Origin of the sequence: Brenneria goodwinii (assembly GCF_002291445.1) — a bacterium.
In the GTDB taxonomy this organism is placed as follows: Bacteria; Pseudomonadota; Gammaproteobacteria; order Enterobacterales; family Enterobacteriaceae; genus Brenneria; species Brenneria goodwinii.
In genome coordinates this window covers 804,510-818,918 of record NZ_CP014137.1, presented here as the reverse complement: position 1 = coordinate 818,918, position 14,409 = coordinate 804,510, and the positions used below count along the sequence as shown (strand labels likewise).

11 protein-coding genes are annotated in these 14,409 nt (G+C 51.4%); 4 read left to right on the top strand and 7 right to left on the bottom strand.

All coding sequences use genetic code 11. The annotated features are described in order from the left end of the window. Positions 1-102: 102 nt before the first annotated feature. From ACN28R_RS03665 to ACN28R_RS03640, 6 genes are all read right to left on the bottom strand, one after another. The gene (locus ACN28R_RS03665; protein WP_095833609.1) at positions 103-975 is read right to left on the bottom strand and encodes an ABC transporter substrate-binding protein; all 873 of its coding nucleotides are present in this window, start codon (positions 973-975) and stop codon (positions 103-105) included. A gap of 131 nt (positions 976-1,106) precedes the next feature. After that, a complete protein-coding gene (locus tag ACN28R_RS03660) occupies positions 1,107-1,769 on the bottom strand; it encodes a GntR family transcriptional regulator (RefSeq protein WP_048638186.1) in 663 nt (220 codons plus the stop codon). A 452-nt stretch (positions 1,770-2,221) separates the two neighbouring features. Next, complete coding sequence (locus ACN28R_RS03655) at positions 2,222-3,181, bottom strand: sugar phosphate isomerase/epimerase family protein (protein WP_048638185.1); 960 nt, start codon at positions 3,179-3,181, stop codon at positions 2,222-2,224. A 1-nt stretch (position 3,182) separates the two neighbouring features. Next, on the bottom strand, positions 3,183-4,187 hold the full coding sequence (gene iolG / locus ACN28R_RS03650; RefSeq protein ID WP_095833608.1) for an inositol 2-dehydrogenase: 1,005 nt from the start codon (positions 4,185-4,187) through the stop codon (positions 3,183-3,185). Between the two features lie 822 nt (positions 4,188-5,009). Further along, complete coding sequence (locus ACN28R_RS03645) at positions 5,010-6,938, bottom strand: bifunctional 5-dehydro-2-deoxygluconokinase/5-dehydro-2-deoxyphosphogluconate aldolase (RefSeq protein WP_048638183.1); 1,929 nt, start codon at positions 6,936-6,938, stop codon at positions 5,010-5,012. Between the two features lie 359 nt (positions 6,939-7,297). Beyond that, positions 7,298-7,525 carry a hypothetical protein gene (locus tag ACN28R_RS03640; protein WP_048638182.1) on the bottom strand — a complete coding sequence of 76 codons (228 nt, stop codon included), beginning with the start codon at positions 7,523-7,525 and terminating at the stop codon, positions 7,298-7,300. Positions 7,526-7,578: 53 nt separating this feature from the next. Between ACN28R_RS03640 and ACN28R_RS03635 the strand changes: the two genes are divergently transcribed. Beyond that, a complete protein-coding gene (locus ACN28R_RS03635; RefSeq protein WP_095835716.1) occupies positions 7,579-9,090 on the top strand; it encodes a CoA-acylating methylmalonate-semialdehyde dehydrogenase in 1,512 nt (503 codons plus the stop codon). Positions 9,091-9,390: 300 nt separating this feature from the next. Continuing rightward, entirely contained in the window at positions 9,391-10,212 is an 822-nt protein-coding gene (gene iolB / locus ACN28R_RS03630; RefSeq protein WP_095833607.1) for a 5-deoxy-glucuronate isomerase, read from the top strand. A 231-nt stretch (positions 10,213-10,443) separates the two neighbouring features. On the opposite strand, the gene ACN28R_RS03625 is transcribed toward iolB, so the two are convergent. Next, positions 10,444-11,307, bottom strand: a complete 864-nt coding sequence (locus tag ACN28R_RS03625) for a MurR/RpiR family transcriptional regulator (RefSeq protein ID WP_048638180.1) — start codon at positions 11,305-11,307, stop codon at positions 10,444-10,446. A gap of 52 nt (positions 11,308-11,359) precedes the next feature. Between ACN28R_RS03625 and ACN28R_RS03620 the strand changes: the two genes are divergently transcribed. Both ACN28R_RS03620 and iolD read left to right on the top strand, forming a co-directional pair. Continuing rightward, positions 11,360-11,836 (top strand): hypothetical protein, encoded by a 477-nt coding sequence (locus ACN28R_RS03620; RefSeq protein ID WP_145957956.1) that lies wholly within the window; start codon positions 11,360-11,362, stop codon positions 11,834-11,836. A 194-nt stretch (positions 11,837-12,030) separates the two neighbouring features. Next, positions 12,031-13,971: a 3D-(3,5/4)-trihydroxycyclohexane-1,2-dione acylhydrolase (decyclizing) gene (iolD, locus tag ACN28R_RS03615; RefSeq protein ID WP_095833606.1), complete on the top strand. Its 1,941-nt coding sequence runs from the start codon at positions 12,031-12,033 to the stop codon at positions 13,969-13,971. Positions 13,972-14,409 lie beyond the last annotated feature (438 nt).

Sequence of the window (14,409 nt, the reverse complement as noted above, 5' to 3'; positions counted from 1 at the left end):
TCGGCTGCCCCAGCCGCTTAATTTCCGTAAGCGTCTGGGGTTTGTTTATTTGCCGGCGGCCTGAGTCTTGAAATCTATTGGGTATTTATTCGCAGTAATTAATTAGTTCAGAACCAGACGCGGCGCTTCAAGATTACTTTCGCCAAGCGACCATTTATTCAGTAATTCAGTTTGAATACCCAACTTCTGTACTTCGATCAGCGCATTCATCATGGCTGTTCTGAATTTCTCTTTATTTTTCGGTATGGCAATACCAACGGAATAAGGCAGCGTTACGGCGACGGCTTTTTCAAGTTTGTCCGGATAGGCTTTTACCGCCTGATCCACCGTATTAATATCGTTAATATAGGTATCGGCACGACCGTTCAGCACCGCCTGAATACAGGTGGCATTATTATCATAAAGCTGAATGGAAGGAATGGGTTTGCCGGCCTCGATACATTTCTGCTCCAGCGCCTGAATTAATGGCACTTCGACAAAACCGGTATTCTCAGCCGCGGTAGCGCCGCACAATGACAGATCGATACCGGTTATTTTTTTCGGATTGCCTTTCGCCACCAATACTCCGTCAAAGACTTTCGCATAGGTAATAAAATCCGCCGCTTTAGCCCGTTCGGAGGTGGCGTAAATATCAGACATCACGAAATCCGCCTGTCCGCTTTGCAAGGTAGGCAGCAGCGCGGCAAAAGATACCGCCTTGTACTCTACTTTAAAGCCAAGACATTCCCCCAGGGTTTCACCGAGGTCGATATCGAAGCCGATATACTTGCTTGGGTCATTGGGGTCCAACGCCTCATATCCCGGCGTATGCGGATTAAGAGCGTTGATCAGCGTTTTGCCCTGTAGCTCGGGATTTTCAGCTCGCAGCGATTTGCAAACTTCGGAATCAGCCACAGACGCGGCGAAAACGGTGGAACTCAGCAAGGCGCTGCCCAAGAGCAGCCCGCTCAAAATGACGCTTTTGAGATTCTTCATAATTAATTCCCCTGGTGTTGTGACAATAATGACTATCTATACTCTAAATAATTCCAGCAGCAGGAACGCGGCCAACGCACAGGCAACTTGACGTATGACGAGTATATTTATTTCAACTTTACATTTATGACTTACTCACAATACAACTGATTCAAATCAGGAAGCGTATTCATAATATGTTCCCGCATCATCTGTTCGCATTCTTCAGCCGTTTTTATATTTATGGCATTGAATAACTCACGGTGACCTAATAATGCATGTTGCTGAAAAGTCTCGTTGCTTACCCATATTTTCATATAGGGCTCCACCATCGTCAGCAGGTTGGATATTTGCTGTAACAGCATCGGCCGACCGCAATGCCGATAAATATCCTCGTGAAAACGCCGGTGCAGCGAACACCAATGGGCCGTCGGGCCAATATTCCTCTCCATTTTCTGTAAATCCGTTTCGATCTCGCGCTTTTGCTCGTCGGTCATTCTGGATACGGCCAGACGAATAGCGAGCCCCTCTAATACCGCCCGCATTTCAAATATCTCTTTCATGGATTCGAGATCGATTTCGCATACCACCAATCGCCGGTTCGGTAATAGCGAAACAAATCCTTCCGCCGTCAATTTTTTTAATGCCTGACGAACCGGCATACGGCTCACGCCCCAGGACTGCGCTAATAATTCGGGCACCAACCGCATCCCCGATGGGTAATCGCCCTGACGGATGGCATTTTTAATATGAATATAAATCTGTTCTTCGGTGGTTTCTTCCATCGCCTTACCCAAAAAAATGTTATTTCCCAAAACTGGATCCAGTTTTTTCTCATAGAGAAAGCATATTCCATACCATATTTATTTTATCTATAAGAAAGAGAGAGATAACCCATTTCTCCTCAACGTTGATAAATGAATTCGCCTTATTCTGGTGCATTTTTATTGAGCAGACCGCATCAAAATAGTGAAACAAATTTACATTTAACCAGAATTATTCAGCGATTAACCGGCAAGTGATTCAGTGAACAGAGAAACCCTGCGGAATGAAGGGATAATACAAAATGGAATATTGTCTTATGGCGGAAATGTGTAGCGGTTTGGCGATATAAAAAAAGAAAAACCCTTATCAAGCATCGATAAGGGCTTCGAACCTACGATAATTCGCCTTTACTGGTCACGGAAACTAAGGCTATCAAAGCTCCGCTGCGTCCAGCAGGCCGGTTTTCAGTACAAGACGCCGGCAAACCGTATTTACTTCGGAATTAAATAGCGGGCAACTGGTAATCAGAAGACTCAAACATTGCAGTCCGATGCAAAAGTTCCACTGATTTTTTAACCCCTTCCATGCAAGACAAATTCATATCTTCATGCTCAATGCTCAACGTCAGCTCGGGGTTGGAAAAATGCGCCAGCGTATAGCAAAACTCTTTCCACCAGTCTTCCGGCTGCCCATAACCGAGCGTGACATAAGACCAGCTTCTTTCCCTACTCATCGTCATCGGACGGTTATCCAGCGCGCTGGTGGTGGCCCGGTTGTAACGATCGATATAGGTATCTTTAGCATGAACATGATAGATCATGTTGCCGGCCTCACGGATAAGGGCGATGGGATCGCCGCCCATCCAGAGAATATGGCTGGGATCGAGGTTAATACCAACGATATCGCCCGTTATATCCCTTAAGCGGTAAAATGACGGCAGATTATAGACCAGTTGCTGGCTGTGCAACTCAATGCAGAGTTTGACGTCACGTTCCCTGGCGACCTGCGACAGCCCCTGCCAATAACTCTTCGCGACATCCCACTGGTGCTCCAGAATAACCTGGGTTTCAGGCGGCCATGCGCATACGATCCAGTTAGGGTAGCTGTCCCCCGGCGCCGCCGGTAATCCAGACATCATGACCACATTTTCAACCTCAAGCAGCGATGCAAGCTGAATAGACTTATCAACGCATTCCGCGTGTTTGATTCCGGACTCGCCGGGATGCAACTGGTTGCCGTTCGCGTTCAGGGCGGAGATGCTTAATCCATAATCACTGAGTTTGCTTTTTAATTCCGACCGGGCCGACGCGCTCGCCAACAGCGCTTCAAGATTAAGATGCGGCGCGGTCGACCAGTTTCCCGTCGCGAATTCAATGCGGGTCAACCCCAATTCCGCCGCCGTTTTAATGACCTCATCCGTTGAAAGCCGGCTAAGGCTGTCTGACACGATACCCAGTTTCATGTTAAATCCCTTCTAATGAGACCTTAACAACCTTCTGTGTTTTCAGCGACTCGATCGCCGCCTCGGCAAGCATTAAGGCTTTCAAACCGTCGCTGGCCGTGGTAGGCATCGGCGCCTTGGTCTTGAGCGCGGTAATAAATGCATTCCATTCATCCTTGAATGCATCGTGATAGCGTTCCAGGAAAAAATGCAGCGGTTTCTGCGCCTGTACGCCGCCTTCTTCGGTAAGTTTGACCAGTGTCGTGGTGGGAACGTTATCGACACGCAAAGCCCCCTTCTGGCCGTGGGCTTCAATCCTCTGATCATAGCCGTAACCTGACCGCCGGCTGTTGTTGATCACCGCAATCTTTCCGGAGGCGGTTTGCAACGTGATGACCGCCGTATCGATATCACCGACCGCTTTTACCGAGGGACTGACCAGCGCGGATGCGATTGCCGAAACGGCAACAGGCTCTTCGCCAAGCTGGAATCTGGCCATATCGAAATCATGGATGGTCATATCCCTGAACATACCGCCGGATGCCAGCAAATAATCATCGGGTAACGGCGACGGATCGCGGGAGCTGATTTGCAGATGTTCCAGCTCACCGATTTCACCCGCCCGCAATGCGCGCTGCAGATGGGCATGATTCGGATCGAAACGGCGGTTGAAGCCGATCATGAAAGGCACGCCGAGCAGCTTGATTTCAGCCACGCACGCTTTCACACGATCGATGTTCAAATCAATGGGTTTTTCACAGAAGATCGCCTTGCTGGCCCTAGCCGCCTGCAAAGAAAACTCGGCGTGGGTTTCCGTTGATGTCGCGACTAATACGATATCCACATCGGGATGATTTATCGCTTCCTGGACAGAGAGAACCCTGGCCTGATATTGGCTGGCCAACGACTGAGCGGCCTCGTTGCTGATATCCGAAACAGAGTACAGCGTTGAATCAGGATGAGCATCGATATTATTAGCATGGATCTTGGCGATACGCCCTGCGCCTAATAATGCAATTTTCAACATGATGATCCTCACAATAAAAAATTAATCCCATAAAAGGGTGTGATTATTCTGACCCCACGATTTCAACGCGCTATACCCGCCATACTTCAAATCGCCTATGCTCTGACCTTCCTGCAACGCGAACTATTGGGGTATTACTCCGCCAGACCGTCAACCTCCCCGGCCTGAATATGCCCGGAATCAGAAACCTAACACCGCCGACATTCAACCAATTGAAATATAAACTGATACCTTAAGATAACCGTGAATCATTGTTTCGGTGGAACGTTCACCTTTAATGCAATGAGTATATATGCATTAAAATTTCATAAAATTAATTTATGGAAAAATTATTTTAATTTGAGAGAGAGATCAAACTATTGGAAACGTTAGACTCTTCTTTCACCAGCCACTGCAACACGTGTTCCAACGTATTGGGTAAAAGGTCCATTTTCAGCCGGTTCGGTAAAGCGTCAACGAGGATTGGCGGCGACGGGATAAGCATCCATACCACGTTTCATGCGGCATAATGGCGCCGGCCCGCGGGAGCCGAGGGGATATTTTCGTCCTTGAAACCGAATCACTCACCTTTATTGATGTGTATCACGCATAAAATAGATCTGCCGGTAACCGTGATGCTGCCTTATGAAATTATTATTTCATAAAATAGCAACAGAGAAAATTAAAGCTAAAAAACAACGCTAATTGCGCCGCTGTTTTCATGGCGATTTCGCAGGCAGCCCATAGAAGCCGAGCATAGAAGAGAGATGTGCGCTATAGAGGGGGGGAGATTGCGCGGGACGACGATTTGCCCCGCGCAAAGAGATGCCATTGCGGCCGCTTTTAGAGTGTTGCGGGACGATAAATTCGCCAGTAACCGATAAGCTTGAGGAAATTTTGTTTCACCGCCTCGACCACTTGATCATCATCCAACTCGCCCTTGAACCACTTAGTGGCCGGCTCGCCAAAAATCGTCCTTCCCACCGCAAATCCTTTCACCCAGGGCGCGTCTGCCGCGGCGGCGAAACCCGCTTTCAAGGAGGCTTCCGGCGCATCCAACCCCAGAATCACCACACCCCGGCAGTAGCTGTCATGACGTTCGATAATCTGGCCGATATCCTGCCAGCCAGCCGGAGACAACGGCGGCAGTTTCCACCAGTCAGGCTGGATCCCCAGCGCATAAAAGCGCGACAGAATCTCTCCGTAGTATTTTTCGTCCCGGTCCGGGTTGTCCTCCGGTAGGATCACTTCCAGCAACAGTTCGTGGCCGGACTGGCAGCAGGCATGATAGACCTCGGAAACTAGCGCCTCCTGCTCCAGCCGCATCGCCTCGCTATCTTTGGGATGATAAAACACCAGGCATTTCACCACATGTTCCTGCGGCCACCCCACCAGTTGCGAGCCGATATCGCCATGTTCCAGACGCAGCGGCCGCGAACTCGGCAATTCTATCGGACGCCCTATCCACCATCCCTGGCCGGTGATGTCGTTAAGGGCCGCCTGGCCGAATGTCGTGTCCGCCAGAATGCCGCTGTTATTTTTCAATCCCGCTTCGGCGGCGGCGGCCTTGGCCCCCTGCAGCAACAGCAGTTTCAGCCGAGGGATATCGCTCGCGTCCCGCCCGGCGGCATGGGCCATATCCACCAATTGTTTGCGGTGATCGAATGCGAACACGCATAGCTCGGGCCACTGCTGCTTGCGGGTGGTCACACGGTGCAGATGATTCAACTGCACATCCTTATCCGGCCGCGGCACCGATTTCTCACGCGACAGGTAGTCATCCAGTTCAAGTCGGGTCGGCATCGCCGGCGCACAACCGTGGCGGGACACCACCAGCGCGCCGCAGGCATTGGCGTAACGGCAGGCCTGTTCCCATCCTTCATCGTTGAGATAACCACGCAACAGGCCGGACATAAAGGCATCGCCCGCGCCCAACACATTCAGCACGTCCACCCGGACGCCGCTGTAGAGCGCCACTTCGTCCCAACCGGCCGGGATGTCCCCTTCAAATACCGAGCATCCCTGCGCGCCCCGCTTGCAAACCAGGGTCGCCTGGCTAACCCGGCGGACATTGCGCAGCGCCGTCAGCGTATCGGTACTGCCGCCGGCAATATGGAATTCCTCTTCGGTACCAACAATCAAATCGAAATGGTGCAGAACGTCCTGTAATTCACGGGTAACACGATCGGAAGAGATAAAGCGGGTTTCGCCGTCCCCAAGGGTGGTAAGCCCCCAAAGCACCGGCCGGTAGTCGATATCCAACGCCCGGCGCAGACCATGACGCTGTGCGTACTCCAGCGCTTTGAGCACCGCGGCGCGGGTATTGGGATGGGAAAGATGGGTGCCGGTTATCGCCACCGCCCGGCTGGAGGCGATGTAGTCTTCGTCGATATCTTCGGGGCTCAGCGCCATATCCGCGCAGTTATCGCGGTAGAAAATTAACGGAAACGTTTCCTGATCTTTTACGCCTAAAATCACCAACGCCGTTAACCGATCTTTGTCCGTAATGAGGTAACGGGTGTCCACGCCGGCGCGCTGTAATTCCTCGCGCAGGAAACGGCCCATATGCTCGTCGCCCACCCGCGCCAGCATGCCGGACTTCAGGCCCTGAACCGCCGTGCCATAGGCGACATTTCCCGACGATCCGCCCAGGTATTTGGCAAAGGTGGTCATATCTTCCAGTCGGGAGCCGATTTGTTGGCCGTACAAATCGAGTGCGATGCGCCCGATGCAAATGACATCAAGCGTCTTTTGCTGCTGCGCTGTACCCATAATGTGTAGTCCCCTTATCAATAAAAAGTCTGAGAACATTATGAGGAATAAAAATTTCATTTTCAATCTCGTTAAAACAAATTCCCCTCACAATATGTATGCCGTTGATGGTCTCTATATGACTATTTCATTATAAATGAATGATATCCAGCATTATTAAAAAAACCGGCAATTGCACGGCTCAATATAAAAAAATACGCTAAACAATATTAACATAATGTTTTATATGATTATTTTATGAAAAATCAGATCTTTTTCATTCACTGGAACGCGCTGGGAATGGAAATTTCATTTTTTTGATCAACCTCCCACAAATAGAATTTTTATTCTAAAATTGGTTTTTATAAAACATTACAACTCTATAATGTCGTCAGTAGCGCGATGCATTTGCCCGAACGCGGCACCTGCCACGGCGCGCCGGAAAATCTCATCAGCCGGAACGACAGCCAACCGCCCGGCAAAAAAGTGAAAACCAGTAAATGAAAGGTCTGCCGGATCGCCGGCCGGCCGGACAAAAAATCGAAGGTAATGATTTTCAAAATAAGCAGCAGGACCGCATGGCTGCCAAGGTATAAGCCGTTGAGCATGACGACGCCTGGCAAACGAAAGAGAGCTTTAATAAATTATGGAGTGAATGGATATGTCTACAGTAAAAACATTACAGTATTTGGTTGACGGTCGCTGGCTCGATTCCAAAACGACCCGCTTTATGGACGTGCATAACCCCAGCACCGGCGAAATTATCGCCAAGGCGCCCTGCTGCACCGAGGATGAAGTTAACGCCGCTATCGCCGCCGCCCGTAAAGCGTTCCCGGCCTGGTCGAATACCCCGGCGATTAAACGCGCGCAGATCATGTTCCAGGTTCGCGAACTGCTGATTAAACATGAAGAGCGCCTGACGGAACTGGTCGCCACGGAAAACGGCAAAGCCTGGGGCGATGCCCAGGGAGACGTGCTGAAGGCCAAAGAGGGAACCGAACTGGCCTGTTCCATTCCGACATTATTAGCCGGTGAAAGCCTGATGGACGCCTCGGCGGGAATTGACACCACCCTGTATCGTGAGCCGATCGGCGTATTCGCCGGTATCGTGCCGTTCAATTTCCCCGCCATGATCCCCATGGGCTGGATGGCTCCGTTGTGTATCGCTTCCGGCAACACCATGGTGATTAAAGCGGCCAGCATGACGCCGATAACCTGTATGGAAATCGCCAAGCTCTACCAGGAAGCCGGCGTGCCCGACGGCGTCATTAATATTGTGACCTGTTCGCGCAACGAGGCCGACCTGTTCCTGACGCACCCCGATGTCAACGGCGTCTCTTTTGTCGGTTCGACCTCGGTGGGTCTGCAAGTCTATTCCAAAGCGGCGGCGCACGGTAAACGCGTCCAGGCGCTGTGCGAGGCCAAAAACCACGCATTGGTGCTGGCGGACGCCCCCATCGCCCGTACCGCGGCAGGCATTATCAATGCCGCCTTCGGCTGCGCGGGAGAACGTTGCATGGCGTTGCCGGTGGTGGTGGTCCAGGAAGAGATCGCCGATCGGCTGATTGCGGCCGTTTTGCAAAAAGCGCAGACGCTGAAGGTAGGACCGGGTTACCGCAAAGAGACGGATATGGGGCCGGTTATCTCCGCCGAACATAAAAAGTCGGTGGAAAATTGGATAACCAAAGGGATCGAAGAAGGCGCCGAGCTGGCGCTGGACGGCCGCGACTATAAAGTGGAAGGTTTTGAGAACGGTTATTATGTCGGCCCGACGCTATTCGATCGTGTAACCGAGGAGATGAGCATCGGCACCGAGGAAATTTTCGGACCGGTTCTCTGTTTCAAACGGGTGAAAGACTTTGAGGAAGGCCTGCGCGTCATGAACCGGAATCCGCTCGCCAATGGTTCGGTGATCTTCACGCAGAACGGTCATTATGCCCGGGAATTTCAGAAACGGACTCACGGCGGCATGGTGGGCATCAATGTGGGTATTCCGGTACCGGTCGGCGTATTCCCTTTCTCGGGCCATAAGAACTCATTCTTTGGCGACCTTCATTGTCTGGGTAAAGACGGCATGCGCTTTTATACCGAAACCAAATGCGTCACCAGCCGCTGGTTTGACGAGGAAGAGCGTAAACGTGAAAAAGTGGACTCCTGGGACGGCACGATTTAATCGGCATTATTGACGTTGGGTTCAACGTTACGGGGCAGCCATGTGGCTGTCCCGTTTGCGAAACGGCTGGAGAATGGCGATAGCCGCGCCGTCCCCTTTTTCCTTCACTTCCGGTTATCCAACAAAATTGTGCGGCGCCTCTCATTAAATTAAAATTTCATAACAATAAATTTGAAATATTTATTCCAAAAAGCTATGGTAATAAAACTTTCGGCAACGTTCGCCACGATCCCTTATTCGCCTTAGCCGGCCGTAATCAGGACGTCGGGGCGGTGGCGTTGATTTGAACAGGAGGATTGTGTGACCACATTATTATCAAAGTACCATGCCGGCGACGCCAGCGGGCGTATCCAGCACATTACCCCGGCCAATGCCGGCTGGCGTTATGTCGGTTTTGACGCCTACCAGCTGAAAAAAGGGCAGACGTTGGATCTCGACAGCGGCGATCAGGAGCTTTGTCTGGTACTGGTGGCTGGGGTGGCCTCCATTACCACCCGCCATGCCGAATTCAGCGATATCGGCAAACGCATGAGCCCTTTTGAGCGCATACCGCCCTATTCGGTTTACGTACCTCATCACGACCAGGCGCATATCATCGCAAAAACCGATTTGGAACTCGCGGTTTGCCGGGCGCCCGGCAAAGGCGATTTACCGGCGCGTCTTATCGCACCGGATGATATCGGGGTAGAACAACGGGGTAAGGGACGCAATCAACGGCTGGTTCATAATATCCTGCCGGAAAGCGACCCGGCGGATAGCCTGCTGGTGGTAGAGGTATTTACCGCGGAAGGCGATACCAGCTCCTACCCCAGTCATAAGCATGATACGGAAAATTCGGCGCATGAAACCTATCTGGAAGAGACCTATTATCATCGTCTCGACCCAGCCCAGGGATTTTGTCTGCAACGGGTTTACACCGATGACCGATCTCTTGACGAATGTTTGCCGGTGTACGATCGCGATGTGGTAAAAGTCCCGCGCGGTTATCATCCGGTGGCCGCTATCGCAGGTTACGACAGCTATTATCTTAATGTTATGGCCGGTCCGGTACGGAAATGGCAGTTCACCTGGGAAAAGGATCATGCCTGGATCAACTCAGCGGAGTATCCCAGGAAGCCTTAGTTCCCTCTGAAGACTAAAACGGCATGGTTTGATGGCAAACCTTCTGGTTCTACCCCCACTCTCCCCTTCCCAGGGGAGGGTGAAAATCCCGCGTATTTAATAGGTTATCCCCCTAGCAAGGGCTGTCTCTTGGTCACATTTTTATGCGGGCTCAGAGACAGTTTCGGGCGCCACCATGCCGCTATTTCTATGCTATGTCGTAGCACGCGCCCGACGCTATTATACGGGGCATCAGCCGGCTGTTTGCCTATCGTCGGACAGATGGGTGGCGCTTTGCATCGCCAGGGACAGCATCAGCGTCTGGGACAGGCACATGGAAGAGATCTGGGAGCGAAACCCATCCACCTGCGCTTCGCGCACCACAAAGCAGACTTCGCTGAACGCGGCCAGCGGGCTAACCAGGCTATCGGTAATGGCAATTTGCTTGGCGCCGCTTTTTGCCCCCATGGAAACCAGCTCCACCACTTCCTGGGCATACGGCGAATAGCTGATGGCGATCACCACGTCATCGGGCTGCACCATGCTCAGCTGTTCGGTAAACATACCGCCCAGCCCGTCGATAAGAAAAGCGCGACGCTCCAGATGCCGCAAGGCGTAGGTCAAGTAAGAGGCGAGACTAAAAGAGCGGCGCAGCCCGATAACATAGATGGTGTTGGCATTAGCCAGGAGTTGCACCGCCCGTGACAAATCTTCTTCTTTGATCTGCCCCGGCAATTGCTGCAGCGCCAGGCTGTTGACCATGCTGAACATATTCAGTATTTCCATCGGCGTTTCCGCCGCATCGGCCTCTTTGCCGGCGCCCTGGCGGAATAACCGGGCGCGTTCGGTATAGCTGACCGTATCTTCCATGATATGTTGGCGAAATACCTGTTTCATTTCATTGAAACCGTCAAACCCGAACGCATTGGCGAAACGAATCAGCGTCGAGGGCGGGACATTAGCTTTTTCAGCAATGGAAGCAATCGTATCGAAAGGGATACTGGTGCTATTATCCAGCATATAACGCGCCACCTGCTTCAAACGCTTACTGAGCGTATCGTAGCGGTTACGTATATCATCCTGCAGTGATGAAAGTTGGGAAGAAGAAGTTGTCATGAAAACGGCACACCATCAATTTCAGCAAAAGCGCTGACTCTGATTATTACGATTGAAAAATTCAAATCAACCTATTATTGAAAATATCTCGTCATTTTATTACATACATCAGACTGTACGCGCGAAAGATGCGTTTTGGCTAAAAGCGTCTACCATAGGCATGGTCCGCTTCTCTCCAACCTTGGCGGCCCTTATTCCCCTTCATTCACCAAGAACCCCCAACCGCGCGAGTAAACCGACACGCGGAATCTATCAGGCATCGCCTAACTTAAGAAATAAAATTTCATTTCAAGTGAAAAATGGAAATATTTATTCTCTACGCATTAAAAAACAAAAACACATTCCATTTTTCGTTGAGCACCTCCGTATGATAACCCTGATTATCCCATGGAATAATCAAAAATCATTGACACAAGCGACTGGCATGATCAAAAAAATATATAATTTTCATGATATTAACAAAAACGCCTGCAACGTCGTTTCCCACAGGCCTTCCACGGGGAAGGAAAACAAAATTTCCAATATTTGACCCTTATCTCATAAATGAAATTTATATTTTATTTTACATTTTTTTGAACAATAGAATCCTTATAATAGCAACCATGACTTTATCACCCGATTAATCACAACATCATAACCCTACATCTTTCGCGGATCCCTTTATGAGCGGCGGTTATCCTGGCCGGGGGATCTCCCGCAGGTCAGAGGTAATGGAAGGAAAATATGAACAAAATCAGATTAACCGTGGCACAAGCGCTGGTGCGTTTCTTAGATAATCAATATATCGAGGTTGACGGCGTCGAAACGAAATTCATTAAAGGGATTTTTGCTATTTTCGGCCATGGCAATGTTCTGGGGCTCGGGCAGGCGTTGGAGCAGGATTGCGGACAACTTCACATCCATCAGGGGCGTAACGAACAGGGCATGGCCCACGCGGCCATTGGCTACGCCAAACAGTCTCTGCGCCGGCAGATATACGCTTGCACCTCTTCCGTCGGTCCCGGCGCCGCCAATATGATTACGGCGGCGGCCACCGCCACCGCCAACCGCATTCCCCTGCTACTGCTGCCCGGCGACGTCTACGCCACCCGCCAGCCCGATCCGGTGCTGCAGCAAATTGAACAGTCCCACGATCTCAGTATCAGCACCAACGACGCTTTTCGCGCCGTGAGCAAATATTGGGATCGGATTTCCCGCCCCGAACAGTTGATGAGCGCCTGCATCAGCGCCTTGCGCGTATTGACCGATCCGGCGGAAACCGGCGCGGTCACGCTGTCTCTGCCGCAGGACGTCCAGGGCGAGGCTTATGATTACCCAGATTACTTCTTCCAAAAACGGGTACACCGCATTGAGCGACGGCTCCCCACGGCAGACATGCTGGACGAGGCGCGGGAATTACTGTTGCGTAAAAGCAAACCGTTGCTGATTTGCGGCGGCGGCGTCCAATACTCGGACGCCGGACAGGCGCTGCGGGATTTCGCCGAACGTTACCACATCCCCTTTGCCGAAACCCAGGCCGGGAAAGGCACGCTGATTTCCGACCACCCGCTGAATGTCGGCGGTATCGGTGAAACCGGAAGCCTGGCCGCCAATCTGCTGGCCAAAGAGGCCGACTTAATTATTGGCGTCGGCACCCGCTATACCGATTTCACCACCTCTTCCAAATGGATTTTCCAGAATCCGGCGGTGTCGTTCCTGAACCTGAATATCAATCGTTTCGACGCCTTCAAGCTCGACGGTTGCCAGCTCACCGCGGATGCGCGCGAGGCGCTGCTCGCCCTCAATCAATATCTGGCGTTGGAAGATTGGCGCGCGGACTGGGGGGATCGCGTGGCCGAGGTGCGCAACCAATTGCAAACGGAGCGGGAACGCGTTTATGCCATTAATTATACCGGCGACGATTTTGTGCCTGAAATCGACGATGCCCTGGACCATAAATCCATCTTTGCCGAATTCAACCGTATTACCGGTTCGCTGCTGACCCAGAGCCGAGTGTTGGGTATCGTCAATGAAACCATCCCGGAAGACGCGGTGATTGTCGCCGCATCGGGCAGCCTGCCGGGAGATTTGCAGCGCATCTGGCGTACGACCTCCCCCCAGAGCTATCACGTGGAATACGGCTACTCCTGTATGGGATACGAAGTCAACGCGGCGCTGGGCGTAAAAATGGCCGAACCAAACCGGGAGGTATACGCCCTGGTGGGCGATGGCGCCTTTATGATGTCGCATTCCGAACTGGTTACCTCCATTCAGGAAGGCTGTAAAATCAATGTGGTGCTGTTCGACAATATGACCAACGGTTGCATCAATAACCTGCAGTTGGGGCACGGCATGCACAGCTTTTTCACCGAATTCCGTTTCCGTGACAAATCGCCATCCCGGCTTGACGGCGCTTTTGTACCGGTGGACTTCGGCAGGATAGCCGAAGGCTACGGCTGTAAAAGCTATCGGGTCACCACGGTGGAAGAGTTATATCATGCGTTGGAAGACGCAAAGCGGCAGACCGTTTCGACGCTGATCGATATCAAAGTGCTGCCGAAGACCATGATCCACGGCTATTTCAGTTGGTGGCGGGTTGGCGGCGCGCAGGTATCCGACAGCGCGTATATACAGACCGTGGCCCGGATTCTGGCAGAGAATATCGACAAGGCCCGTCAATACTGAGCCTGCTCCGGCCCGCATCTCCGGTGGTTATGCCGGAGATGCGGGCCGGCTGATGGCAGTCAATTCCTATGATCGACAGCCGCTATTCCAACGAAATTGGCTTTCGTCGTTCAACTGACGGCGCGTCCGCATTTTCGCTTTATATTTCCACGCTTTTTCGAGCGGCCCTTAAGCTTTCCCGACGGTGTCTTGGGCATCGGATGGGCATAATTCTTCGTAATTCAATTTTTTCACCCCGGCGTTTAGCAGGCTACGGCTATTCAGGCTAGGCACGGCTCAATCGACACGAGGAAACCGGCCGATAAGGCGATAGCCCGACGGAAAGCGTTCTTATAATGGGTTTGGTCGACGAATAAATAAAATAAATATTTTACAATTCATTGAATGAAAAATTTAATTTTTAAAAAAATGATAAAAAGATGTATCGCACTGATTATT